23 protein-coding genes and 1 tRNA gene are annotated in these 24,133 nt (G+C 53.3%); 11 read left to right on the forward strand and 13 right to left on the reverse strand.

Annotation, left to right across the window (positions count from 1 at the left end; translation table 11 throughout):
- Positions 1-468: 468 nt before the first annotated feature.
- A complete protein-coding gene (locus KHS78_RS22505) occupies positions 469-603 on the reverse strand; it encodes a hypothetical protein (RefSeq protein ID WP_281417090.1) in 135 nt (44 codons plus the stop codon).
- Between the two features lie 135 nt (positions 604-738).
- Between KHS78_RS22505 and KHS78_RS15990 the strand changes: the two genes are divergently transcribed.
- The 3 genes from KHS78_RS15990 (at position 739) to KHS78_RS16000 (ending at position 2,948) form a co-directional block, all read left to right on the forward strand.
- The gene (locus tag KHS78_RS15990; RefSeq protein ID WP_246506562.1) at positions 739-1,809 is read left to right on the forward strand and encodes a phospholipase A; all 1,071 of its coding nucleotides are present in this window, start codon (positions 739-741) and stop codon (positions 1,807-1,809) included.
- Positions 1,810-1,840: 31 nt separating this feature from the next.
- Positions 1,841-2,380, forward strand: coding sequence for an inosine/xanthosine triphosphatase (gene yjjX / locus KHS78_RS15995; protein ID WP_211829473.1), 540 nt, complete (start codon positions 1,841-1,843; stop codon positions 2,378-2,380).
- A gap of 259 nt (positions 2,381-2,639) precedes the next feature.
- A complete protein-coding gene (locus KHS78_RS16000) occupies positions 2,640-2,948 on the forward strand; it encodes an RNA recognition motif domain-containing protein (RefSeq protein WP_211829474.1) in 309 nt (102 codons plus the stop codon).
- Positions 2,949-3,010: 62 nt separating this feature from the next.
- On the opposite strand, the gene KHS78_RS16005 is transcribed toward KHS78_RS16000, so the two are convergent.
- Positions 3,011-3,358: a DUF2956 domain-containing protein gene (locus KHS78_RS16005; protein WP_343216925.1), complete on the reverse strand. Its 348-nt coding sequence runs from the start codon at positions 3,356-3,358 to the stop codon at positions 3,011-3,013.
- A 177-nt stretch (positions 3,359-3,535) separates the two neighbouring features.
- Between KHS78_RS16005 and KHS78_RS16010 the strand changes: the two genes are divergently transcribed.
- Positions 3,536-3,733: a hypothetical protein gene (locus KHS78_RS16010; protein WP_211829476.1), complete on the forward strand. Its 198-nt coding sequence runs from the start codon at positions 3,536-3,538 to the stop codon at positions 3,731-3,733.
- Between the two features lie 25 nt (positions 3,734-3,758).
- On the opposite strand, the gene KHS78_RS16015 is transcribed toward KHS78_RS16010, so the two are convergent.
- From KHS78_RS16015 to KHS78_RS16025, 3 genes are all read right to left on the reverse strand, one after another.
- Positions 3,759-4,406 (reverse strand): YceH family protein, encoded by a 648-nt coding sequence (locus KHS78_RS16015; RefSeq protein WP_211829477.1) that lies wholly within the window; start codon positions 4,404-4,406, stop codon positions 3,759-3,761.
- Between the two features lie 98 nt (positions 4,407-4,504).
- Positions 4,505-4,909 (reverse strand): cupin domain-containing protein, encoded by a 405-nt coding sequence (locus tag KHS78_RS16020; RefSeq protein ID WP_211829478.1) that lies wholly within the window; start codon positions 4,907-4,909, stop codon positions 4,505-4,507.
- Positions 4,910-4,938: 29 nt separating this feature from the next.
- A complete protein-coding gene (locus KHS78_RS16025; protein ID WP_211829479.1) occupies positions 4,939-5,958 on the reverse strand; it encodes a protein DA1 in 1,020 nt (339 codons plus the stop codon).
- Positions 5,959-6,231: 273 nt separating this feature from the next.
- On the opposite strand from KHS78_RS16025, the gene KHS78_RS16030 reads away from it, so the two are divergent.
- From KHS78_RS16030 to KHS78_RS16040, 3 genes are all read left to right on the forward strand, one after another.
- Positions 6,232-6,687: a ProQ/FINO family protein gene (locus tag KHS78_RS16030; protein ID WP_211829480.1), complete on the forward strand. Its 456-nt coding sequence runs from the start codon at positions 6,232-6,234 to the stop codon at positions 6,685-6,687.
- 314 nt (positions 6,688-7,001) lie between these two features.
- Positions 7,002-7,424, forward strand: coding sequence for an H-NS family histone-like protein (locus tag KHS78_RS16035; protein WP_211829481.1), 423 nt, complete (start codon positions 7,002-7,004; stop codon positions 7,422-7,424).
- A 1,056-nt stretch (positions 7,425-8,480) separates the two neighbouring features.
- Positions 8,481-8,557 (forward strand) — tRNA-Pro (locus KHS78_RS16040).
- A 565-nt stretch (positions 8,558-9,122) separates the two neighbouring features.
- Here the strand turns inward: KHS78_RS16040 and KHS78_RS16045 are convergent.
- Positions 9,123-10,520, reverse strand: a complete 1,398-nt coding sequence (locus KHS78_RS16045) for a class II 3-deoxy-7-phosphoheptulonate synthase (RefSeq protein ID WP_211829482.1) — start codon at positions 10,518-10,520, stop codon at positions 9,123-9,125.
- 212 nt (positions 10,521-10,732) lie between these two features.
- Complete coding sequence (locus tag KHS78_RS16050; protein ID WP_211829484.1) at positions 10,733-10,978, reverse strand: HP1242/YdcH family protein; 246 nt, start codon at positions 10,976-10,978, stop codon at positions 10,733-10,735.
- Between the two features lie 318 nt (positions 10,979-11,296).
- On the opposite strand from KHS78_RS16050, the gene KHS78_RS16055 reads away from it, so the two are divergent.
- Positions 11,297-11,533: an ACT domain-containing protein gene (locus KHS78_RS16055; protein WP_211829485.1), complete on the forward strand. Its 237-nt coding sequence runs from the start codon at positions 11,297-11,299 to the stop codon at positions 11,531-11,533.
- Between the two features lies 1 nt (position 11,534).
- Here the strand turns inward: KHS78_RS16055 and KHS78_RS16060 are convergent, their stop codons facing one another.
- From KHS78_RS16060 to KHS78_RS16070, 3 genes are read right to left on the reverse strand one after another with little or no spacing between them, the layout of a single operon-like run.
- Positions 11,535-12,386 carry a sulfurtransferase gene (locus KHS78_RS16060; protein WP_211829486.1) on the reverse strand — a complete coding sequence of 284 codons (852 nt, stop codon included), beginning with the start codon at positions 12,384-12,386 and terminating at the stop codon, positions 11,535-11,537.
- A 45-nt stretch (positions 12,387-12,431) separates the two neighbouring features.
- Positions 12,432-12,737 (reverse strand): hypothetical protein, encoded by a 306-nt coding sequence (locus KHS78_RS16065; protein WP_211829487.1) that lies wholly within the window; start codon positions 12,735-12,737, stop codon positions 12,432-12,434.
- A gap of 42 nt (positions 12,738-12,779) precedes the next feature.
- Positions 12,780-13,082, reverse strand: a complete 303-nt coding sequence (locus KHS78_RS16070; protein ID WP_211829488.1) for a hypothetical protein — start codon at positions 13,080-13,082, stop codon at positions 12,780-12,782.
- Between the two features lie 518 nt (positions 13,083-13,600).
- Here KHS78_RS16070 and KHS78_RS16075 point away from each other — a divergent pair.
- Complete coding sequence (locus KHS78_RS16075) at positions 13,601-16,309, forward strand: inositol phosphate phosphatase SopB (protein ID WP_211829489.1); 2,709 nt, start codon at positions 13,601-13,603, stop codon at positions 16,307-16,309.
- A 64-nt stretch (positions 16,310-16,373) separates the two neighbouring features.
- On the opposite strand, the gene purL is transcribed toward KHS78_RS16075, so the two are convergent.
- Complete coding sequence (gene purL / locus KHS78_RS16080) at positions 16,374-20,276, reverse strand: phosphoribosylformylglycinamidine synthase (protein WP_211829490.1); 3,903 nt, start codon at positions 20,274-20,276, stop codon at positions 16,374-16,376.
- 230 nt (positions 20,277-20,506) lie between these two features.
- Here purL and KHS78_RS16085 point away from each other — a divergent pair, with 230 nt between their 5' ends.
- The gene (locus tag KHS78_RS16085; protein WP_211829505.1) at positions 20,507-21,358 is read left to right on the forward strand and encodes a transglycosylase SLT domain-containing protein; all 852 of its coding nucleotides are present in this window, start codon (positions 20,507-20,509) and stop codon (positions 21,356-21,358) included.
- Position 21,359: 1 nt separating this feature from the next.
- Here the strand turns inward: KHS78_RS16085 and tadA are convergent, their stop codons facing one another.
- Together tadA and KHS78_RS16095 are read right to left on the reverse strand one after the other, a co-directional pair.
- Positions 21,360-21,857, reverse strand: coding sequence for a tRNA adenosine(34) deaminase TadA (gene tadA / locus KHS78_RS16090; RefSeq protein ID WP_246506563.1), 498 nt, complete (start codon positions 21,855-21,857; stop codon positions 21,360-21,362).
- A gap of 60 nt (positions 21,858-21,917) precedes the next feature.
- The gene (locus KHS78_RS16095; protein WP_211829491.1) at positions 21,918-22,766 is read right to left on the reverse strand and encodes a MaoC/PaaZ C-terminal domain-containing protein; all 849 of its coding nucleotides are present in this window, start codon (positions 22,764-22,766) and stop codon (positions 21,918-21,920) included.
- 255 nt (positions 22,767-23,021) lie between these two features.
- Between KHS78_RS16095 and KHS78_RS16100 the strand changes: the two genes are divergently transcribed.
- Positions 23,022-24,089: an AraC family transcriptional regulator gene (locus tag KHS78_RS16100; protein WP_211829492.1), complete on the forward strand. Its 1,068-nt coding sequence runs from the start codon at positions 23,022-23,024 to the stop codon at positions 24,087-24,089.
- Positions 24,090-24,133: the final 44 nt, after the last annotated feature.

Raw genomic sequence — 24,133 nt, forward strand, 5'->3', positions numbered from 1 at the left:
ATGGTAATCGTTCGGTCGCACAGTTTTTTGAATTTGCCCGGGACCTCTGGCGGACCAGTTTGCAGTGCTAAATCGTGGTGAATTGGTTATTAGTGGAACTGGTGATTCTATGAATGAAAAAGCCGCTACAGCCTTTATGCCCGTCTGACCTTTATTATGACGACGCAAAAAAAGTAATACGGTGAATGACAATAGCAATGACTATGTTAGATATAGGCTTTGCGCTTTTTTATCAAACGAACGGGTTTTCTACGCCTGAACCAAAGTAATTCAGGCCTACCGGGCTTGCACACTCGACGACTCATGGACCTCGCCCGGTATTTTTTTCGGTACAAGCGACTATTAACCAAAAAGTTTGCAGCAAGTGCCATCGCCAACACGGCACGGCCACTCATAAATCCCGGAAACTCTTCAAGAAACGGCTGCACCTGAACGGTATTCATCAACCGGTTGACACACGGTGACGCATTATTCATCACATACAGATTGCAATGGCATGTCATGGCAATCACCTCCTTCCGGTTTTTCCATGATTATCAGGATACCGGAATGGTCAACAATCACCATTCGACCTTCGTCGATACGGCCCAAAGACACCGCCATCTATTAGACCAAGGTCTGACCCTAACGTTCTAAAACACCGAAAATTCCCATAAAAACAAGCATTTTCCGTAGCCGTGAGGCAACTTGGGCTATACCATAGCACCAAATAACACCGCTTCAGGACATCATAGCCGTATGCCTGATTTTCCTTGTCTGCAAAATGCATCACTGCCATCCATCATGACGGCAGGCCTTCTGTCTGTTTTAACGCCCCAATCACTCTGGGCATCGGAGTATCAGACCTGCCTGCTGGAAGCTCTCCATGACGCTTCACCGGACACTACCGTGGCACAACTTCAGGCACGCTGCCGACCACCTCAAACTGTGGATGCCCTGCCCGACCTTGACGCGCCCTCTGCAGGCTCTGACATCACCTCCGCAGCCAGCGATGAGAACACTGATTCACTGCTGGAACAGCGTGTCCAGCAGGAGGAGCGCACCCAGAACAAACTGTTTGTCCTGACGCCTCACCGGCAAAACTATTTCCTGCCTATTTCCTACAACAGCAACCCGAACAGCAAGCCCTTTGATGCCAGCGAGGATGATTTCGACAGTACCGAGGTCAAATTCCAGCTCAGCCTCAAGGTGCCGGTCGCCCAGGGCGTATTCAATGGACATGGCGATCTGTATTTTGCCTATACCGGGGTTTCCTGGTGGCAGGCCTATAACAAGGATCACTCCAGCCCATTCCGGGATACCAACCATGAGCCCGAAGCGTTTTTCAGTTTCAATACGGATTACGATGTCCTTGGCCTAAAGCTCAGCATGATTCAAGCCGGGATTAACCATCAGTCCAACGGCCGCAGCGGCAGCCTGTCTCGCAGCTGGAACCGGTTGTTTGCGAACTTTGTCTTTGAGCACGACAACTTCTATTTCTCAGTCAACCCCTGGTGGCGGATTCCCGAGAGCAGCAAGGACTCCCCTGATGATCCACGCGGTGACGACAACCCTGATATAGAGAAATACCTCGGCTATGGCGATGTTCAGATGTTCTACACCCTGGGCGTGCATAAGCTCAGCGTCATGGTAAGGAACAATCTGCGCAGCGATAACAAGGGCGCCATGGAGCTTGGCTGGTCTTTCCCGCTAACGCCACGGATCAGGGGTTATGTACAATATTTCAATGGCTACGGCGAGAGCCTGATCGACTATAACGCCAGCGTCAATCGCCTCAGTATCGGTGTCATGTTGAACGATTGGCTCTGACAGAAATCATATCAAGGAAAAACGCTCGTTTATGATGCGCAAGGTAATCATTGCCTCCACCAATCCGGCCAAAATCAATGCCGTCCAACAAGCCTTCACACAGGTCTTTATGCATGAAGAGATGGTGTTTGAAGGCATTGCCATCGACAGCGGCGTTGCCGACCAACCCCTGTCCGGTGATGAGACCCTGACCGGTGCACGCAACCGGGTCACCAATGCCAGACGCCAACAGCCAGACGCCGATTTCTGGGTTGGACTGGAAGCTGGTATAGAAAGTCCGCTGACCTTTGCCTGGATGGTCATCGAAAGCGTAAACCAGCGAGGTGAAGCTCGCTCCGCCAGCCTGCCACTACCACCGGAAGCGTTACAAAGGATTAAGAAAGGGGCTGAACTGGGCGAAGCGATGGATGCCATGTTCAATGAACACAATATAAAACAGAAAGGTGGCGCTATCGGCCTACTGACTGGGCACCGCTTAACCCGCAGCAGCGTTTATGAACAGGCCCTGATTCTGGCGCTGATACCCTTTATTCACCCTGCCCTATACCCACCAGAGCCTGATTTTATTTGAATAAGTAAAATACAGTTTAATTGAATCAAATAACAGGGAAATCCCCGCTAAATACGTCCATTTTATGCGCGGATTCCCTTACATTCTTTTCCCGAATTTGACGATTAATGTATTGTACGCCAGACATAAAACAGTTTAGACTCGCCTCTCAATTAAGTGTCCCTTAACTGATGCCCGAAAACGCAGAGTCTCTTTGTGGCGTTCGATGTTTAAGGTAACAGTAAAGTAGTAGCAATAACGTCATCGGAGATGAATCAACATGCAACAGAACAAGCTGTTTGTAGGTAACCTGGCATTTTCCAGCTCTGAGCAAGATCTGGAAGCCGTTTTCGGTCAGTATGGTGAACTGCAAGAAGTTAAAATCATCATGGATCGTGAAACTGGCCGCTCTCGTGGTTTCGGTTTCGTATCCTTCGTTAACCCTTCTGACGCTGAAGCAGCACTGGCTGCTAACGGTCAGGACGTTGGCGGTCGTGACCTGCGCGTCAACTTTGCTACCGAACGCACTGGCGGCGGTGGCGGTGGTCGTCGCGACAACAACCGTGGTGGTTTCGAGCGTCGCTACTAAGCGATTGTTCAACCCCATGAAAAAGCCGGCTTGTCCGGCTTTTTTTATACGTCAATCCTGCACTATCCCTGCCATAACAGCCCAGCATAGACTGCAATCGCCGCCCACGTGATCACCAGCAAAACCCAAGGGAGCCGATGCTGGCGATAGACCACCACTTTTTCTACCTCACCGACCTCAACAGTCGCAGACTCTCTAGACTGCGTTTTCTTGCGCTGTTTATCCAGCTCACGGGCCTTGGCTTTCTGCTGCTTCTTGTATTGATCAATCCCCTTCTGGATACCCTGGGCAACCAGTCGCGTCTGCTCCTTGGTCTGACCGGGACGCTGAGTACCACGGGCGATTTTCATCGCTTCATCCCGGGTTTCCGGTGATACGGCCTGCTTTCCTGAATTTCGAGTCTTAACCACTGCCATACATACCAACGTGATAACGGAATTAACCAATGACACTCACGGCACCATTTCCACCAGGCTCGATAGTAACGCGCCCTGTAACGGAACAAAACAGCCAGAGTATCGGCATTTTTTCCTCAAATTGCACAACACCATGCCGATTCACCTTTCAGAGACCAAAGGGATCAGCCCATGAGCACGGAAAAGAGCATATTCAGAATTGAAAAACGTCTGAAATGTTACCTGAAGCTGCAAGCCGACCTGGAAAAGAAATCCTCCCCCTCGAGGCATGAGGCTATACCTAACGAGGAAAAGGAGATCTTCCTGGAGGGCATTCAACAGGGCCTGCGCATGGCCCTGGACATGATCGAAGAGGACGATAACGCCTGAGAGCCCAGGCAGGTCGAGTATTCGCTTACAATGACAGCCTCTCTGCCAGGACTGCAATCTGCGCCTGAAGCTGTCTTACCTGCTCCTCCAGGATGTCGACTCGCTCTTCCAAGCCCCCTACCGAGCCTCCGCCGCTTTCACAGGCGACGAGCTCCTCACCCTCCTCATCACAGAACAAGTGAACATAGCGGGACTCACGCTTCCCCGCCTCACGAGATAATTTCCGGACAAAAGGCCCATCAACTCTTGACGCCAGGTTATCCAAGACAACCTCAGCCTCTTTCACGTCACTGAAGGCACACAGTCGATTGGTCCTGCTGCGCAACTCCCCAGGGGTCTGAGCCCCACGCAGAAAGAGAACACAGAGAATACCCAGCTCCTGCTCGGAAAACCGGAGGTTAGAAAATTCAGTATTGCAGAAACGGTGCTGGTACTTCTGAACCCGGCTGCCAAACCCGGACGACTCCGTCACCAGCCGCTTGGCGATCAGACTGTCAGCCGCCTGCTGCACCTCGGACTCCTCATAGGAAACCACTGGCTCCCGGTTACTTTTCTGGTTACAGGCATTAGTCAGGCTGTTCAGCGTGAGAGGGTATTGGTCCGGCGTCGTGATGGCTTTTTCAATCAGCGCGCCCAGCACACGGGTTTCAGGGAAAGACAGCGAGAGTTCCATAACAGCCCCGAACAATCAGTGAAAACAGTGGGCAGATTCTGCCTCATACCCACTCGACATGCCATCAGAACTGAACCGGTTGTGATGGAGAGCGAGAGTCAGGCCGACGGCTGACTCAAAATTACTTTCTCCACATCATTGGCATCATTACGGGCCACCAGGGCACGGGCGGGTTGTGTTTCACTCATATTAAACGCCTGATGTGTCAGTCCGGGAGGAATATAAATGAAGTCACCCGCCCGGTTAATGACCCGCTTTTCCAGATACTCACCATAGCGGGTCTCCACTTCCCCCTCCAGCACATAGATAGCGGATTCGTAACCATCGTGCTCATGGGCTTCGGACACCGCCCCCGGCGGTATCACGATAAAACTGAGCGATAAGCCCTTACTCCCCGCCGTCTGCTCAGAAACACCAATAAAATAAGGCAGATTTTGCAGGGTTTCGGTCGCTTCCTGCGGTCTGACGGTAATAATCTCATCACCGAAAGCTTTGGCATCCATGCCTATCTCCTTTTCACCAATCGGCATTATTAATGATAAAAAAACGCAGCGATTGCGCCCGGAAAACGATGCTTCTCTTTCAGATACTGTAGCAGCACTTTCATGGGCAGACGCTTCAGCGCCTGACGAGCCTGGCGAAAACCATCACCGTAAACCGGGTCAGGTGATTGTGCAATCTGCTGAATAAAATAGGCCGCCTCCCGGGTTTTCTGATGACGCAACCACAGGTACTCCATCAACACACACATGCCTTCCTCGACCTCCAGGGGCAGCCCTTCATACTGATTGTAAAAAAACCAGGCATGGCAGAGCTCATGAATGGCTACCGTTCGAAAATGAAGCTCCGGCAGATTCTGCTGGATAATAATGTCCTGAAAGGAACGATCCACAATTCGACCACTGGCGCGAGTCACCTGCCAGCGGGCAAGTCCCAGCAGCGGGTGCTCTTCATGATGCTTATGACGGCTGAACTTGTGCAATTCATCCCGCCCCGCCAAATGAATGGGCGTCGGGGCATTCGCAAGGTTCAGCCCTATCTGCTTCAACGCCTGACGCATTTCCTGCAGCAGGGTTTCCGCACGGGCTTCTGTGATAATGCCACTGTCGCAACACAGGTTGCAGATGACCAGACCATCCGGAAAACGCATCCCTCCGCCGGTCAACGGTCCACACACTATACGGCCACAACTGGTGCAGCGGTCATAGTTTCGATGTTTTGCACAATATCGATTACCCCAGAAGTCCTGAAAGTAGCGCCCCTGCAATGGCTCACCACAGACAGCACAGGAAGGTGTGAATTTTTGATGGAAACAGGCTACATGCCAGGGAGCATTATCCTTCTCTATATACTGATCAACTACCGGCTTATTACAGCCCGGGCAACGCAAACAGTGCTGATGCCACGGTTTATTACCAAAGACCACAAACCGGTCAGACTCAAGCGCCCGGCTGCAACCTGCGCAAACAAAACAATGCGTATGCCAATATTTCCCCATCACATAAATGGCATTCTCGCGTACTGACTTCTGACATCCATGACATACCCGCATGATTCAACCTGCTCTTAAAGCTGTCCCTAGCCCGCCCCTAAACGGCAGATATTCTATGATTCTAGCCAATCACGAAATTGTTCCATCCCGATATGGCATTTCATGCATTAAAAGACCGAACACACGACATGAATCAATGCAACTCATACTCAATAGATTCCTCTTTCATCGACCACAAAGAAAAACGCCGGTTTCCACTGGCCGGCTCTAGTCGTCGATAACAGTCTGGTTTATGCTGCATACATCATAATGAAATGAATAGCATACATTTTCATGCAGAAGACACCATCACCGGAATACAAGACGATGGACTCACGCATTAGCGAGACACTGAAGCAAGATATCGAAAAACTGTCTGGTAGATCGAAAGCCGAAATCCCCAAGTCAGAAGCACTGCGCATTGCCAGGGAGGTATGGCCACATTTATTCAGAATATCCGAACCAGTACCTTTGAAAATTGGCATACACAAGGAGATGATCGAAACCGACCAAGTGCCTCCGATGCTGATAAAAATAGCCTTGCGCTATTTCGTAGAACAGGAGCGTTACCTTGAGGCATTAAAAGAAGGCGCCATACGCATTGATAGCAATGGTAAACGTTCAGGCCGTGTCACACTCCGTGAAGCCGTTGGCGCAGAGCTGGCGCTTTATCGCAAACAACAACGAAAATTGACGGGCAACACCTGTGACAACCGGGAATTTATTGGCAGGCTGCGTGTCGTTCAATAAACGACAGACATAGAGCAGATGACAAGGATAATACGTGAATGAATACGTGCGAAAACGAAAACCATTGCGGATTTTATAGTAAATAAACCCGAATTGATTACAAGCGTTCAATTTTCTGGCAAACTTAACTTCTGCGCATAAGATGTTCATGTTCAGAGAGGTGAATAGCGCAGCATGTTATGACTTCAATGGCATGCAGAAACGTCGCTAATCACCTGTCTGCATAAAAGAGATGCGCCAGATATTCCGAATGGTCAATGGCGCTCGCGTGAGCCGTTAAATACACAACATCACACTACGAAGATAACGTACCTATGAATATATTCGAAGAATCTCTCGCCGTCCTCAAATCCAAAACCAAGCTTCGCACTCTGTTCAAAAATGTTCACATCGAAGATGTAGAGAACGTCCTCTCTCGCGTTCAGGCCGTCCTGGAAGAGAAGACAGAAGAAGTTGAACAGCAAGCCGCTGTCCTGCAAGAAAAGCAGGAACAACTTCAAACCATCATCCAGCTGATGAAAGACCACAACATCAGCCTCGAAGACCTCAATGAAGTGCTGGCAGGCAAATCTACCACCCGCAAGCGTCGTGACGTTCAACGCATGACTTTCCGTTATGAAACCAATGAAGGCAACGAAATCATCTGGGAAGGCAGCAATGCTGGCCGTATTCCTGCTGACTTCGCTGCTTACCTGGAACGCACCGGTAAAAAACGCCTGGACTGTGTCGTAGAATAACAGCCCTTGCTGTGCCCATGATTCTGTCGTCGCATCATGGGCACTTCACACGCCAGAAAAGATACCTACCCATACAAAGATTGCCACTAAAAACATTAGCCCCCAAACGTTCTACGGCATCACCCACAATCATTATAATGCTGAACAACCATTAATTGTTACATAGCCACATAACGGCATACTTCATTAAGCGATTAATAACAGATCGAGAACACAGCCCTCAGAAGCATGCTTAACCCTTCATAATCATACGCCTGAGATTACGTGTTACAGCACAACAACGACTACTCTGATGAATGCATTTTACAGTCACCTCTTCCCCAAACCGGGGAGGCCAGACACAAACCACTTAATGCCTAAAATGGGATATAGACATATTCATTCCAACCCCAACCTTGATTCATAAAGCCATCCCGCTGGATTCTGTTACCCACAGAGCCGTGAAATAGTGTTTTCCCTACCCATCCCAAACAACTCCCTCAGCACAAACAATCATCTGAATAAACCACTACACAACAAACGCTCCGCTAACAGTAAATTTGACCATCAACGTTAAATAACACAACAACACATGAAACGCTTTGGATGCACTCCCATCGCCAGCCTCAGACTGTATCGACCCGAAACCAATACAGACACCCTCACTCCATTGCACTCCAAAGACGACACAATACAACAAAACAGATTATCTGAAAGCCGCCTTATATGAATCCAGACTCTTTGTTGATACAGCATAAGCACAATCGGACAATGGTTAATTAACTACATTTGCTATCAAATTTTTTATACCCTCTAACGTGCTTCCGAGGAAGCTGTCGCCCCTTATTCAACCCTGCCTAAAAACAGTACCACTGCGTACTTATCCTTCATCCTTTCAAATAAACAAGTCATAGCTAAAACCATCCATCACTTCACCACCTTTCACTTGATAGACAAAACCTATCTGTACGTTTTTACCGAAATAACCTGTTTAAACCAGGAAACAGGCTTGCAAGCCCCTCTCGCTGGAAGTAATATGCGACCCGCACTCAGCAGGGGGTCACCCTAACAGATTATCGGTGTGTAGCGCAGCCTGGTAGCGCACTTCCTTCGGGAGGAAGGGGTCGGAGGTTCGAATCCTCTCACACCGACCAGCTATATCAACGGTTTCAGCGGATTTGGTACATATGAACCATATTCAACGGGACCAAAATGGGACTAGAGAGAAAAATCCGCAACTTAACAGCTAGGATTTTGAATCCCCAAGAAACCGGCGCTGCCGGTTTTTCTGTTTTTGTCAACAAAAAAATCACATCCACTCAAGACCTACCAGTCAACATTTCATATCACCAAAAACGATCAATATTTAATCTAACCATAAGACCATCATAAGACCAACTCTACTTATTCAGAGTCACTTGATGGAAAAATTGCCAATACCTTAGTACAAGTTTTAATCAATTATTATCAACCCAAATAAACAAGATGCCTGGCGTAGCAAGGCTTTGCGAGGAATTCGCGCATATTGAAATATTTTACAGAATACGCATTCTTCGACTTCGGGAGGAAGGGGTCGGAGGTTCGAATCCTCTCACACCGACCAAATAAAAAAGGGTTGCATGTCTGCAACCCTTTTTTATTTGTCAAAAATATCATCGCCACACTCACTGAGCGAACACCCGGACACCGCAACAGGCAAGCATCCGGATGATTATCTGCTCAGGCTACCACTTTATCTACGACCGAACCCCCCAACGTCGCCTGATGATCCTTCCTGCAATCCTTCAATGTCTCTGCAATCAGGAACGCCATCTCCAGTGACTGGCTGGCATTCAGCCTTGGATCACAGTGGGTATGGTAACGATCAGCCAACCCTTCAACCGTCACGCAATGTGAGCCGCCCACACACTCAGTCACATTCTGACCCGTCATTTCAAAGTGGACACCACCGGCATAGGTTCCTTCTGCCCGATGAGCCGCAAAGAATCGGCGAACTTCCTGCAAGACCCGGGTCACCTCCCTGGTTTTATACCCATTCGCGGCCTTGATGGTATTGCCATGCATCGGATCCGAACTCCAGACCACTTTACTGCCTTCTCGCTGGATAGCCTGAATCAGCGGTGGCAGACACTCTTCTATTTTATCTGACCCCATACGTACAATCAGGTTAATACGGCCCGCCTGATTGTCAGGATTCAGCGTATCCAGAAGACGCAACAGCTCATCAGGATCTGTCGTCGGCCCTGCCTTGATACCAATCGGGTTATGAATACCGCGCATGAATTCAACATGGGCACCATCCGGCTGGCGGGTACGATCACCAATCCAGAGCATATGGGCAGAACAGTCATACCAGTCCCCCGTCAGACTGTCACGCCGGGTCAGCGCCTCTTCATATGGCAACAACAGCGCCTCATGGGAGGTATAGAAACTGGTTTCCCTGATGGCTGCGGTATTGGCGCCGGTTATGCCACAGGCTTTCATGAAGGCCAGCGCCTCATCAATACGTTCAGCCAGATTCAAGTACTTCTCAGACTGTGGCGTAGCCTTAACAAAGCCCAGATTCCATTCATGCACCTGCTCCAGAGAGGCCAGCCCCCCCTGAGCAAACGCACGAATCAGATTCAACGTTGAAGCGGATTGATGATAAGCAGCCAACAACCGTTCCGGGTTAGGCTCACGCGCCACTTCAGTGAATTCATTACTATTGATGATGTCACCCCGATAGGATGGCAGCTCAACGCCATCACGGGATTCGATACCTTGCGAACGGGGCTTGGCAAACTGGCCAGCCAGTCGCCCCACCTTCACAACCGGGCAGCTGGCGCCAAAGGTCAACACCACCGCCATCTGCATCAACACCTTGAAGGTGTCTCGAATATTATCAGCTGAAAACTCGGCAAAGCTCTCAGCACAGTCACCGCCCTGAAGCAGGAAAGCGCGTCCTTCTGAAACATCGGCAAGCTGCTGATACAATGCACGCACTTCACCGGCAAAGACCAGCGGCGGCATACGGCGCAACTCTGATTCTACCTGCATGACCTTACCGGGATCTCGGTATTCCGGCTGCTGCAGGGCAGTTTTCTGTCTCCAGCTATCTGGCTTCCACTCTTGCATGTTTCTCTTTGTCCCATACCGGGTTGTCATTAACATACACCTGACTGTCACGATAGGCGCACAACCATGCTGAATGGATCATTACGTGCGGACAGCCCCTCATGCAGCGGAAAACGTCGTCTCTACTGCATACGCCAGGTGGAAGCTTACGATACCATCAGACAATCCGAATAACACCCACCCCGTCATTGAACAGGGCGGACTTATCATGGTCAGGCCACCCCCTTACTCAATTGGTTAAAAATGGCATCCTTAAGCTGCACCCGTTTCATCTTCAACGCCTCATAATGCGCATCCGTCGTCGGTACACTCTGCATCTCCAGACCACGCACCTGATGCTCAACCTCATGATACTCTCGGGCAAGGTTCCTGAAACTTTCATCCGTCTGTTTCAGGGTCTGGATTCGTTCCTGGTATTCGGGAAAATCATCAACCAGGTTGTGCTTGTCACGCAGCATTGCAGATCTCCGCAGAAAAACACCCTCCGCCAGTTTAGTCAGACCAAAACCCCAACGTGGACAAAACGCACAAATTCACGGGTTTTCAACACAAATATGCGTGTTATACTTATCCCCGATTTGGACAAACTGAGCCTATCAGCCGTGACAGCATTTACAGCGACTTCCACTAAACTGATTAAGATGACCGGGATTATGACCATGATCAGCCGGCGGGGAAGCGTTTTTGACTGATAAGCAGCAGACACAAAAAACCCCCGCACCGAACCGGTCCGGGGGTTTTTTATTACTGGCGGCACACAACGACGGAAACACAGCATGACCAGCATTCAGCTCAAACTGATCACAGCCAACAACCCCGGCTGTCTGGAGAAGATTCTCTCAACCAGTCGTGGGGGCGGTTTTGAAGTCAGCAACTTTATTGCCGAGTTCAAGCCCGAGCGGGATCATTACGAAGTCAAACTCCGCGTCCAGGGCGAAAAGAGCCAGGACAAGCTGATCATGCAACTGCTGAAAGAGGAAGATGTACGCTCACTGGTTCCCTGCCGGCGCTGACTCAGTCGCCGGTTGCCACGGGGCGGGCTGGATCAGTAATCCACTCACTCCAGGAGCCGGGGTATAACGCCGGCCAGGGCAAACCGGCCAATCGCATGGCCAGGATATTATGGCAGGCCGTCACACCCGAGCCGCAATAACAAACCGGCCGTATATCCTCACCCGTATCAGAGGTTGAATAGAAACGCCTGAAACGTTCCGCCAGCACATCCGGTGAAAGGAAGCGGTTATTGTCATCCATATTGTCAGTAAACGGCATACAGACAGCACCGGGAATATGTCCCGCCACTGGATCAATCGGCTCTAACCGGCCGGCATAACGCTCCTGCCCTCGCGCATCCAGCAATACTGCCGGCTCACGTGACAGCATCAATACATCATCCGCCGTCACCGTACGCTTATAACAGGGTGAAAATACATAGTCGCTCAGATTAGGTATTCTAGCCTCCCGGGTCACCCGCAAACCTGCATCAACCCATGCATTAATCCCCCCATGAAGCACGCGCACACGGGACAATCCGGCCCACTCCAGCAACCACCAGCAACGTGCCGCCATTGCATGGCTGCCATCATCATAGATCACAACCTGTGTGGTCTCGCTGATTCCCCAGGACTGCAGTCGTTTGGCAAATTGCGCAGGATCAGGTAATGGGTGCCGCCCCGTGATACCCGGTACAATAGCACCAGACAGGTCTTGCTCCAGATCTGCATAAACGGCGGTAGGAATATGGCCGCTAAGATACTGCTGTTTACCCAGGTTGATATCCTGCAGCGAAAAGCGAGCATCAATCAGCCGTAACGATTGCTCGTCCAGCCTCTCTGCCAGTTCATCGACTTCAATTAACAGGCTCATGGCGTGTTTACTCAAATATAATCAGGCTGATCAGCCGAATATTCTTTATTGACTGCCCTTCTGAGGGAGGTTCACTACCTTGTCGTTGACAATCACCTTGTCAGACAACACCTGGTCAATATCCACATCGCTTCCCTTGAGGCTGTCGCTGACAATGATACGGGTGACATCCGCTGCATCACTGTGAGGATCAACATCATCCGTATACACGGGCACCGGATCAAACGTAGACGACGCCTCAGGCTCCGAGTGCAATGGCTGCACTGTCGCATGATCGTGCCAGAGCCATAGACCGCCAAGGATCACAATACAGCCGACAATACCGACTGCGACCAGTGTATCTTTTTTCATGGTGGTTACCGGAACAGGAAATCCTGCAGTCTAATGGTTGATTCACTGATTCATCAAGGGCGCAGCGGTTACAACACGTGTCACACCGCCTTCCGATACCAGCTTTACCCTGTCCCCTTTATGAATGGGATCGTCCAGATCCACTGCCTGCTCAATAGAGATATGTGCGCCGGTATCAAGCTGAACAGTTATGAAAACATGCCGGCTGTCGGCGTTGGCATCAGCCGTATCACCAGAACCTGCGACCCTGCCAACAACCTCCACAGCAATCACGGTACCGACATCAACCCATGCCTGGCTGGCAATTTCACCCCGACTATAACTGTACCCCGTCAGATCAGACATACACCCGCCCAGCAAGACCAGAAGGCACCCCCCTATACGCATTCCACCATACACCGCTTCGCCCTCCCTGATTCTCTGCTCTAATACCCAGCCAAACTCACAGCGTTTACTTATTGTTGAACAACCTTCACTCCTACTATAATCCCCGATTCCTGCGCTAACAGGCAAGATTCATAACAACATTTTGCGCAGATGCCATCAAGGTACTTGCCGCCCAATACATCACTGACTGACCATTACCGAGGAGACCCCATGGATGACCGATTGACCATCAAGGAATGCTGCCTGCTGACTCTCTCTCTGGCGACGCTCGCAACCAGTATTCTGCTGCTGATTAACGCCGTACAATAAGTCAGCCTCTCACTTCGCCCGAACATGCCCCGTTCGGGCCTGGCCATTCAAACCATTCGCGATTCATACGTACTTTATAATTCCATACCGACTATAAAGACGCCTCATGACCAACCCTTCCTGATGCCACCAGCATCTATTCTTAAAGGAGGAAGGGAAGCATTTGCATGGACTCATCAACACCCAGCATTCCCGGCAACCGCCCTGCAGGAATGACCAGCCAGACCTCAGGCGTATCAAACAATACGCCTCAGCCAGAAGGCACCACCCATTCCCAGAGAGCGGTAAAAAAAGCCCAGGGTGACGAACTGTTTGTCAAAAAAATAAAAACACATGGGGAAGAGGCTCCAGCATCCCACGTCAGCACGCTATCACTCCACCAAAGAGCCCCGCGTGCAGCCGCTTCCGTCCATCGGACTATCAATCCTGCCGTCGAACAACTTCACCAGCTGGTCAAACAACATTCCCACCCCCTGGCCACGGATGAAACGGTAACGGCGCAGGCAACATCGACGCCTTCTGAGCGGGGCGACCATACACCTCCTGCTTCACCGATAGCCTCGTCACCTGCACCTATACAGGACAAACAACTCAAGCGAGTGATCGGTAAACCCTGGCAAACGTTTCTGAAAGCAGTCTGGAATCACTATAAACTGTCTCCTTCGCTGGCTCGCATACCGGCAGGAGAAAAAGCCTGGCTAAGACAATCCTTCCTCAAACATCTTGCCAATAACCAGACCTACCCCAAAAACAACAAGGAAGCACAGCAGCTGTTTCTCCAGTATTTGAAACAACATAATTCACTGTTTCAACAAAGCTTGCCACATACGATTGAACACCTGACCCACCACGAAAACCGCCCCCAGTCATTATTGGCAGAATCACTTCACCCCCTGCTGGAAAATGCCGGACTCACACACCGTGAAATCAAGCTTGTCAGTCAGACTGCCGGCCTTGCGACACGAGTCAGCCACATGACCAGCTTGTCACCTTACGAAACCTTGAATAGCGGTGGATCCAGACAACCTGCGCACCTGACAAATGCGCTGAATGCCTTTAAAAGACGATTAGATAAAACTAAAAACCTCTCAGACGAGCTGCGTCGATGTCTGGATCTTGATATCACGAAGATGCTTCAAACCTGCACGGAACAGGAACAACTCTTCACCATCCTGCAAAGTAACGATTTCAGAACGCCAGAAGCCTTCAGGGATTGCCTGGAAGCACAGTGCCAGGCAGCCTGGAAAACCCTGGCCAATTCGATGACAACACAGACCAAGCAAGCCAGAAAGATATTACTCAAGCTCTATATGGATCATCGAGAATCTATTGACCAACAGGGCGAGTTCATACCCGATATGGTCCAACAGGTCGCAGATTGTAATGCAAAGATTATAAAAACACTTGAGCAGGCCGGGCTCAGCAACACATACAACACCATGCTGACTGACGTACTAAGCAAATCCAGCAAGGCCTTTTCAAAGCAACAGGCTTTTCGTATTAACGGTATTTTGCATCATTCTGAAACCGCCTACTGCCCTGCTGCCCAGTTACGCTACCACCACCCCGGCGAACCCCAGGGCGAGAGAGATCCCTTCGAACATAGCTACCAAGGGCGCATGAGCCCCTCCATGCGACGGGACAGTGACTCGGCGGTAAACCTTTACACATCAAGCTTGTCCATGGATGGCAGAGAGGTTGAAAAGTCGGTCAGGGTAGGCATTCCCTACGCCTATGCCCATCCTGCCGACCAACGGGACACCATTACCCATCGTCGACTCAATGAAGCCCTGACAGCCCTGCTGCTGCAACACAAGGCTGGCACCGAAGAACTGGCGAATGCCATGGACAATCCGGATGCCGTTATTGACATGCCGGTATGCTACACCAACCTCATGAGTCCGGATGCTTTGCGCAGCATGGGCAAGCACATTCCCATAAAAAAAATTCAGGAAACCATGGATGATGAGCGACAATGGTGCCGCGAAACCTGGAAGAGCATGAAAAAGCACTGGCAGGATAAAACAACGGCTCTCACCGTTTACTCTAGTGCCGGTACTCCCCATAAGGTCAACGTTAATGTTGAGCCTTTCATGTTTATCTGCCCCTGCAACCTGATCGCCCACAACAAATTTATCGCGCTAACCGGCGACACCTGGAAAGCTGCAGAAGAACAGAATCGTAAAGCACTCGGCCGGCTGATTGGCAGCCTGACGCCCGGTGATCCTGTCGAAGGATTTATTGGCAAACGACTTCACCAGTACCCGCCCGAAACCCAACAAAAGATCCAGCTACTGGCCGAGCACATGCGCGAACTGATGCGTACAGGCATGCACCACTGCGCCGAAAAAGATCCTTTCCTGTATAGCCGTACACTCAACGCCCTGCTTAACAGTATCGACATGCCGGTCATGGAAGGCTGCAAGAGCAACAAGGATAGAACCGGACTCAAAAAAGCCCATGACCATACCCAGCTCTGCTATCTGGAGGCCTGTCAATCCGACACTCTGGAAACGGACTTCATTCGCCGGCATATCATGACAGAAAACCCGGACTTCGCGGCGTTATTACAGCAGATGGCGGTTAATGGCGGCCATACCACGATTCAAACCCAGAACACGGCCATGCCCGGTTATCGCATCACCCGCTCCGTAAGCGCTCGACTTGACCCGATATTTGAGTTGATTCAACGGGGCAAACCACTCTCCAAGAAACAGGAAAAAACATTACAGAAATCACTAGCCGAGAGAGCGACCCATATTGCAGCCAGCCAGCATGCCCACGAACAGGACACGCCAAAACGACAACCAGAGCCATTCCGACCTGCCGTCAATGCGATCGACAATCCCAATCGCCCTCTGGTGCCACCGGTATAACCGCAGTCACCAATAACGCCATAAAAAACCCCGCTTTCGCGGGGTATTCAGTTTTCACTCGCTATCAGTTAACCCAGACCCGGGCATTACGGAACATCCGCATCCACGGGCCCTCCTCCTCCCAGTCATCGGGATGCCAGGAATTCTGAACCGCCCGGAACACCCGCTCCGGATGGGGCATCATGATCGTGACACGACCATCATCCGTGGTCAGGCCGGTAATACCTTCCGGAGAGCCATTCGGGTTGAAGGGATAACGCTCGGTCACCTGGCCATGGTTGTCGACATAGCGCAGGGCGACCAGACCACTACGGCTGGAACGACGCAGGGCGTCAGCATGGGCAAATTCCGCATGTCCTTCACCGTGGGCAATGGCAATAGGCAGACGATCACCCACCATGCCGGACAGGAGGATCGAGGGACTCTTCTCAATCTGCACCATAGCCACCCGCGCTTCAAACTGCTCGGAGCGGTTACGGACAAAGTGAGGCCAGAGTGATGCGCCGGGAATCAGCTCTCGGAGATTGGACAGCATCTGGCAACCGTTACACACCCCCAGCGTGAAGGTATCACGCCGATCAAAGAAGGCGGCAAACTGCTCCCGTGTGCGGCCGTTAAACAGGATCGACTTCGCCCAGCCTTCACCCGCACCAAGCACGTCCCCATAAGAGAAACCGCCACAGGCAGCCAGACCGGTGAAATCAGCCAGCGAACGGTCACCGCTCATGAGATCACTCATGTGCACATCCACCGCAGCAAAGCCGGCACGGTCAAACGCCGCCGCCATTTCGACCTGGCCATTCACACCCTGCTCACGCAGTATCGCAATCCGGGGTTTTGCTCCCCGGGCAATGTAGGGCGCGGCGATATCCCGATTATGGTCCCAGGCAACTACAGCGTGTAGACCGGGATCCCGGTCGTCCAGCAGGTTATCAAATTCCTGCCGGGCACATTCGGCATTGTCGCGCAGCGCCTGAATCCGATAACTGGTTTCAGACCAGATCCGGTGGTAGCGAATCCGGTTGCCGGTCAACACGTCATGCCCACGGAAGACGAACTCAACATTCTGTTCATCCGCCAGTGTACCGATGCTATGAACGCAGCCTGACAAACCGAACTCGGCCAGGCAGTCCATCACATAGCCCTTGTCCTCACGGCGCACCTGGATCACGGCACCCAGCTCTTCGTTGAACAGTGCTGGCAGCAAGTCAGACGGGGTTTCCGCCAGCTTATCCAGCTCAACCCGGATACCGGTATGACCGGCGAAGGCCATTTCCAGCAACGTGGTCAACAGACCACCGTCTGAACGGTCGTGGTAAGCAACAATCTTCTGCTCATCCATCAGCTGCTGAATCGCATCAAAGAACGCTTTCAGGTCTTCCGGACTATCCAGGTCAGCCGGCACATCACCCAACTGACGATAAACCTGTGCCAATGCCGAGCCGCCCAGTCGATTCTGGCCACGACCCAGGTCGATCAGCACCAGCTCAGTGTCGCCCAGATCCGTCCGCAGCTGGGGCGTAACGGTCTTGCGAATATCCTGCACCGGCGCGAACGCAGAAATAATCAGGGACAGCGGTGACGTAACAGACTTCTCCGTGCCATCCTCGTTCCAGGCTGTCCGCATGGACATGGAGTCCTTGCCCACGGGAATAGTGATACCCAGTGCCGGACACAGCTCCATACCAACCGCTTTCACGGTGTCATACAGACGCTCGCCTTCCCCGGGATGTGACGCGGCAGACATCCAGTTGGCCGACAGGCGAATATCCGACAGGCTGCCAATCCGGGCGCTGGCAATATTGGTGATCGCCTCACCAATGGCCATCCGACCGGACGCCGGGCCATCCAGCAGGGCAACCGGCGTACGCTCACCCATGGACATGGCTTCACCGGTATAGACATCAAAACTGGTGGCGGTCACCGCACAGTCCGCCACCGGCACCTGCCACGGCCCCACCATCTGGTCACGGTTGACCAGACCGGTGATCGAACGGTCGCCGATGGTAATCAGGAAGCTCTTGCCGGCCACCGTCGGCAGTCGCAGTACACGCTCTGTCGCTTCCGCCAGATCGATACCGGATAGCTTCAGCCCCTGGCGCTCAAAATCGGTTCGTTCCACCGACCGGTGCATACGGGGCGCCTTGCCCAGCAGGACTTCCAGCGGCATATCAACCGGGTTGTTGCCAAAGTGGGCATCAGACAGGCGCAGATGCTCTTCATCCGTGGCGGTACCCACCACCGCGAAAGGACAGCGTTCCCGGCGGCAGATCGCTTCAAAGCGCGCCATATCCTCCGGTTCAACGGCCATGACATAGCGTTCCTGGGACTCATTACACCAGACCGCCAGCGGCGGCATGCCGGGTTCATCATTGGGGATGTTGCGCAGTTCAAAATTGCCGCCACGGCCACCGTCACTCACCAGTTCTGGGAACGCGTTGGACAGGCCACCGGCACCGACATCGTGAATAAAGCGAATCGGGTTCTTGTCACCCAGCTGCCAGCAGCGGTCGATGACTTCCTGGCAACGGCGCTCCATTTCGGGGTTTTCCCGCTGTACAGAGGCAAAATCCAGGTCTTCCTGCCCTTCACCGGTACTCATGGACGACGCCGCACCACCACCCAGACCGATCTGCATGGCCGGGCCACCCAGAACGATCAGCTTGGCGCCAGCAGCGAATTCGGCTTTCTGCACATGATCAGCACGAATATTGCCCAGACCACCGGCAATCATGATCGGCTTGTGGTAACCGCGCACTTCCTCACCGGCCGGGCCATTGACCTGCTCTTCATAGGTCCGGAAATATCCGCAGAGATTGGGACGACCGAATTCATTGTTGAAACTGGCGCCGCCCAGCGGCCCCTCAATCATGATATCCAGAGCGGAGACAATACGGTCCGGCTTGCCAAAATCCCCTTCCCAGGGTTGTTCATAACCGGGAATCCGCAGGTTAGAGACAGAGAAACCGGTCAGGCCCGCCTTCGGCTTGGCACCACGGCCGGTTGCGCCTTCGTCGCGGATCTCACCACCGGAACCGGTGGAGGCGCCGGGATAAGGGGCAATGGCGGTGGGATGGTTGTGGGTTTCCACTTTCATCAGGATATGAACATCTTCCTCATGAAAGCCGTATTCGCAGGAGTCAGGGTCGGGGAAAAAGCGGCCGGCGCGGGAGCCAGCGATGACAGCAGCGTTATCCTTGTAGGCAGACAGCACGCCATCAGAATGCATCTCCCAGGTATTGCGGATCATGCCAAACAGGGATTTATCCTGTGCTTCACCGTCAATGTCCCAGGAGGCGTTGAAGATCTTGTGCCGGCAGTGTTCCGAGTTGGCCTGGGCAAACATCATCAGCTCAACATCGGTGGGATCCCGTTGCAGGCGGGTGAAATTGTCCACCAGGTAATCAATTTCATCCTCTGCCAGCGCCAGTCCTAATTCGGTGTTGGCCAGTTCCAGCGCCGCGTGGCCCTCTGCCATGATCGGCACGGAGGTCAGTGGCCGTGGCTCGGCATCGCGGAAGAGACACTCGGCCGCCTCCAGGCTGTGAAGTACGGTCTCCGTCATCGGATCATGCAAGCTATCACCGATCCTTGCCAGCGCTTCGGTACCGGGTTCCCCATCCATCTGGACATAATAAGCAATGCCCCTTTCCAGACGCTGGATCTGGTCAAGGCCACAGTTATGGGTAATATCGGTCGCTTTGCTGGACCAGGGGGAAATGGTGCCGGAACGTGGCACCACGAGGAAAAGTTGTCCGACAGGGGCCTGGGCCTCAATGCCCGGGCCATAGCGCAGCAACCGTTGCAGGATACCCTGCTCCTCGCTGGTCAGCGGAGCGGTCAGTCGCGCAAAATGCATGAAGTCAGCGTACACACCGGTGACACCGGTCACCTGCTGCTGAAGCGCCTTCAGCAATCTCTCAGAACGGAAAGAAGAAAGCGCGGGATTGCCGCGTAGAATCTCCATGGTCAGACGAACCCTCGAAATCCGGGAGAGGTGGGTAAGTACCGCAAATAGTCTGCGCGGGTACTCAGGGTGCGCGTATAATACAGAAAGCCGTGTGACTGAACCACCCGGCAAATCCCTGATTCACTTCTCTTTGACGCTATTATCCGGCTTTCGTTCACACACCATAACGCGCCTGACCAGTCTGCGCTGACCATCGCCATGAAGGAGTACCAGTTATCTTGTTGAGAATGATACGCCTTCGCCATAAGAATCCGCGCGGTTCCATTGCCCCATGGCGAATCATCAGTGTGCTGCTGCTGACGGGCTGTGACAAGTCGCCGGACGTGGGGATCGCCTGCCCTGCCTCGCTGCCGTCCATGGTGGCCAATCAGCAAATCGGATCACTGGCGCATACCCGTGACAGCAATCGATCCTACCGGCAACTGAGCTGGATTTATTATCTGGACAACAGCGCAGCAACGCCGCTCTTTGATCCTCCGCTGGATGTGATTCCCGGCTCGCTCTCCGTTGCCGAAAGCCTCAGCATCAACACCCATATTGCACAGCGCCTGCCGCGGTTTGAGTCACTGTTCCGTCGCATTGCCAAAGAGCATCAAATCGACTGGCGCCTGCTGGCCGCCATCAGCTACCAGGAATCCCACTGGTCGCCCAGGGCCCGGTCACCCACGGGTGTCAGAGGCATGATGATGCTGACGCTCACCACGGCCCGGGAAGTCGGTGTCCGCAATCGGCTGGATGTCGCACAGAGTGTGCGCGGCGGAGCGGTGTACCTCACCCGAATCTATGACCGGCTGCCTGAAACGATCCACGAACCGGATCGCACCTGGATTGCCCTGGCCGCCTATAACGTCGGCATGGGGCATGTTTATGACGCCCGGGATCTCACCCTGCAGGCTGGCGGCAATCCGGACAAGTGGGAAGACCTGCGTTTTCAACTGCTACTGCTTGAACAGTCCTGGTGGTACCGGCAGACCCGGTACGGCTATGCCCGAGGATCGGAACCGGTGCGCTATGTCGAGAATATTCGCCTGTTCTACCAACACCTGCAACAGCCACAGGTACTGGCGCAGTCTGACTGATTCAGCAGCAACCCTGTTGTTTGGCCTGTTTCTTTTCCAGGCGCCGACGGCGGAAAAAATCCGACAATAGTTGTGAACATTCCTCTTCCAGCACCCCACCGGCCACTGCCACCGAGTGGTTCAGCCATGGCATGTCCAGCAGCCGGACCTGACTGGCAACGGCACCAGCCTTGGGTTCACTGGCGCCATAGATCAGCCGTCGAATCCGGCTGTGGACGACGGCGCCAGCACACATGGTGCAAGGTTCCAGGGTGACGTAGAGATCACAGTCCACCAGCCGGTAATTGTTGAGGGTCACCGCCGCATCCCGCAGTGCCTGGATCTCGGCATGGGCGACCGGATCCACCCGGCTGATCGGGCTGTTGTAACCCCGCCCGACGATGCGGTTTTCATGCACCACGATGGCGCCTACCGGCACTTCATCCAAGGCGGCCCCCAGTCGCGCCAGGCGCAAGGCTTCCTGCATCCAGTGCTGATCCGTATCCTGCATCACCTGCATTAAAATACCGCCATCATCCAAAAAGGCGGAATTATAGCGGGACTGCCTGATGAGACAACGTCAGAGCCAGGCAATCTCACCGGTCAGGTGCGGCCGGCCGCCCGTTGACGTCAGCTGGAAATCGACGCCCGACTGATATAACTGCCGGCTGAAACACACATCAGACGGTAAGTAGACAGGGGTTTTGAACCGCACATCGACCGAGAACGGCTTCTTCCCAATCGTCGGTGCCAGGGCCGCCAGGCAACGGGCCTTGGACCACATGCCGTGGGTAATGGGGCGCCGAAAACCAAACAGTTTCGCCGTAAACGGGTACAGGTGGATGGGGTTGCGATCCCCGGAAACTGCCCCATACCGGCGCCCAAGATCGGGCGACAGCGACCAGGTTTCCTCCGGTTCGGGCGGCGTTTCATCCTGACGCCTGGTTTTTTTCCCAGCCGCCTTCCCCGGCATTCGCGAGAGTGTCGTACTGACGCTGTCCCACACCGGTTCCCCGTTCGCTTCAATGCGGGTAGTGAAGTCAAACTCCAGCCCGGCATCCACCCGGCGGGTTTCCCCGACGGTGCAGTCAATCCACAGCAGCTCCTCTTGCCCGACCGGCCGGTACTGGCGAATCCGGTTGCGAACATGTACCAGCCCCATGGGCGCCAGCGGCATGGCGTTGTCCATCAACAGGTGCATCTGCAACGGAAAGGACAGAATATGTAGAAATGTCGGCGCCAACGTTTCCTGCTGTTCAAACCCACAGACCCGGTTATAGGCCTGCACCTGATCGTAATCAGCCCGCACTCCGGCCACACTGACAGACAGTGCCGGCAACGACTCGCCCACCGGGCGCCCGCGCTTGACGGCAGCCCCCGCATAAAGCCGCCACAGGGAAGGAATGGACGATAATGATTCTGCCTGCATAATGAATAGCCGCTGCCTGGGACAAGTCTTCGATTCTTACATGCACCCGTACCGTCACATTGGCTGATTCACCGCTGCATCCCTGCCCGATTGCCAATGACGCCGCCGTAACCGATTGTCATCCCCCCCAATCCTCTCTAAGATAGCGAAACGAATACGGCACGATCAGGCAATAACACCCCGTACAGCCAAGGTGCTGCCAATAACAGCCGCCGCAATGGACTGACGGAATAACAACAGAAGCCGGGCAGTAACATGAGCGAATTAAAAGACGCAGGTATCCTGGTACGGATGGCACACCAGGCCTTCATGAATGCCGGGATTGATCCCACACCGATCTACCGACGCTGTAATATCACGGCGCAACTGCTGGCCGACCAGCGCACCCGCACCCCCCATCATGCACAAACCCTGTTCTGGCAGGCCTGCGAGGACGTCACCGGCGACCCGTTGATCGGACTGCACCTGGGAGAAAATACGCCATTGTTCCGTGGTCAGGTGCTGGAATACCTGTTCCTGAGCAGCCACACCTTTGAGGAAGGCCTGCAACGGGCATTGCGCTACCAGCGTCTTCTCAGTGACGCCATCAGCGGCCGGCTGGAAACCAGCGGGGACCGCTGTGCGCTGGTTGTTGCACCGTCCACGGGCGATGCCGTCAGCATCCGGCACCTGAGCGACAGCATCATGCTGGGTGTGATCCGTTTTTTCCGGCATGTCACGGATGGCGCATTTACCCCGCTGGCCATCACCTTCTCCCATGAGGGTGCGGAGGATGACAGTGAATACCGTCGGGTGTTCGGCTGCCCGGTCGCCTTTGGGGGGGAAGCCGATGAACTGGTCTTTGATCCCGCCGTTCTCAGTTATCGCTCCCTGCATGCCGAACCGGAGCTGATGCGCGCCCATGAGCAGGTGGCATCCGAGCAGATGGCCCGGCTGGAAAAACAGGATGTGGTCATGGCGGTCACCCGGGTCATTGGCGAACTGCTGGACTCCGGCCAGGTCAGTCTGGAATCCGTGGCGGAACGGCTGGACATTACGGCCAGAACCCTGCGCAGCCGGCTGGCTGAAGCGGAAACCAGTTTCAACCAGCTGCTGGCCAGCTACCGGAGCAATCTGGCCCGTCGGTTACTGGCACGGACAGATGAATCCATTGACGAGATTGTCTACCTGACCGGGTTTTCCGAACCCAGCACCTTCTACCGAGCCTTTAAACGCTGGACGGACTTAACACCCATTGAGTACCGCCGCAGCAAAAAACGCGAACGCGCAGCGGCAAGAAAAGTATCCACAAAAACAAACAGTCCGGAGGCAACACCGGCCTGATCCTATCCGCCGGTTTGCCACAGGATGACAAACCGGCCGTTGAA

The sequence above is a fragment of the Kistimonas asteriae genome, assembly GCF_018263925.1.
GTDB lineage: Bacteria > Pseudomonadota > Gammaproteobacteria > Pseudomonadales > Endozoicomonadaceae > Kistimonas > Kistimonas asteriae.

What these genes read in the sequence shown, in the direction of transcription:
- KHS78_RS16095 (WP_211829491.1), bottom strand. Translation starts at nt 22,766, where the DNA reads ATGCAGGCAGAATCATTATCGTCCATTCCTTCCCTGTGGCGGCTTTAT.
- KHS78_RS16050 (WP_211829484.1), bottom strand. Translation starts at nt 10,978, where the DNA reads ATGCTGCGTGACAAGCACAACCTGGTTGATGATTTTCCCGAATACCAG.
- KHS78_RS16075 (WP_211829489.1), top strand. Translation starts at nt 13,601, where the DNA reads ATGGACTCATCAACACCCAGCATTCCCGGCAACCGCCCTGCAGGAATG.
- purL (WP_211829490.1), bottom strand. Translation starts at nt 20,276, where the DNA reads ATGGAGATTCTACGCGGCAATCCCGCGCTTTCTTCTTTCCGTTCTGAG.
- KHS78_RS16085 (WP_211829505.1), top strand. Translation starts at nt 20,507, where the DNA reads ATGATACGCCTTCGCCATAAGAATCCGCGCGGTTCCATTGCCCCATGG.
- KHS78_RS16100 (WP_211829492.1), top strand. Translation starts at nt 23,022, where the DNA reads ATGAGCGAATTAAAAGACGCAGGTATCCTGGTACGGATGGCACACCAG.
- KHS78_RS16000 (WP_211829474.1), top strand. Translation starts at nt 2,640, where the DNA reads ATGCAACAGAACAAGCTGTTTGTAGGTAACCTGGCATTTTCCAGCTCT.
- KHS78_RS16045 (WP_211829482.1), bottom strand. Translation starts at nt 10,520, where the DNA reads ATGCAAGAGTGGAAGCCAGATAGCTGGAGACAGAAAACTGCCCTGCAG.
- KHS78_RS16030 (WP_211829480.1), top strand. Translation starts at nt 6,232, where the DNA reads ATGCAGAAGACACCATCACCGGAATACAAGACGATGGACTCACGCATT.
- KHS78_RS16070 (WP_211829488.1), bottom strand. Translation starts at nt 13,082, where the DNA reads ATGTCTGATCTGACGGGGTACAGTTATAGTCGGGGTGAAATTGCCAGC.
- KHS78_RS16025 (WP_211829479.1), bottom strand. Translation starts at nt 5,958, where the DNA reads ATGCGGGTATGTCATGGATGTCAGAAGTCAGTACGCGAGAATGCCATT.
- KHS78_RS22505 (WP_281417090.1), bottom strand. Translation starts at nt 603, where the DNA reads ATGGCGGTGTCTTTGGGCCGTATCGACGAAGGTCGAATGGTGATTGTT.
- KHS78_RS16065 (WP_211829487.1), bottom strand. Translation starts at nt 12,737, where the DNA reads ATGAAAAAAGATACACTGGTCGCAGTCGGTATTGTCGGCTGTATTGTG.
- KHS78_RS15990 (WP_246506562.1), top strand. Translation starts at nt 739, where the DNA reads ATGCCTGATTTTCCTTGTCTGCAAAATGCATCACTGCCATCCATCATG.
- KHS78_RS16060 (WP_211829486.1), bottom strand. Translation starts at nt 12,386, where the DNA reads ATGAGCCTGTTAATTGAAGTCGATGAACTGGCAGAGAGGCTGGACGAG.
- KHS78_RS16015 (WP_211829477.1), bottom strand. Translation starts at nt 4,406, where the DNA reads ATGGAACTCTCGCTGTCTTTCCCTGAAACCCGTGTGCTGGGCGCGCTG.
- yjjX (WP_211829473.1), top strand. Translation starts at nt 1,841, where the DNA reads ATGATGCGCAAGGTAATCATTGCCTCCACCAATCCGGCCAAAATCAAT.
- KHS78_RS16010 (WP_211829476.1), top strand. Translation starts at nt 3,536, where the DNA reads ATGAGCACGGAAAAGAGCATATTCAGAATTGAAAAACGTCTGAAATGT.
- tadA (WP_246506563.1), bottom strand. Translation starts at nt 21,857, where the DNA reads ATGCAGGTGATGCAGGATACGGATCAGCACTGGATGCAGGAAGCCTTG.
- KHS78_RS16020 (WP_211829478.1), bottom strand. Translation starts at nt 4,909, where the DNA reads ATGGATGCCAAAGCTTTCGGTGATGAGATTATTACCGTCAGACCGCAG.
- KHS78_RS16055 (WP_211829485.1), top strand. Translation starts at nt 11,297, where the DNA reads ATGACCAGCATTCAGCTCAAACTGATCACAGCCAACAACCCCGGCTGT.
- KHS78_RS16035 (WP_211829481.1), top strand. Translation starts at nt 7,002, where the DNA reads ATGAATATATTCGAAGAATCTCTCGCCGTCCTCAAATCCAAAACCAAG.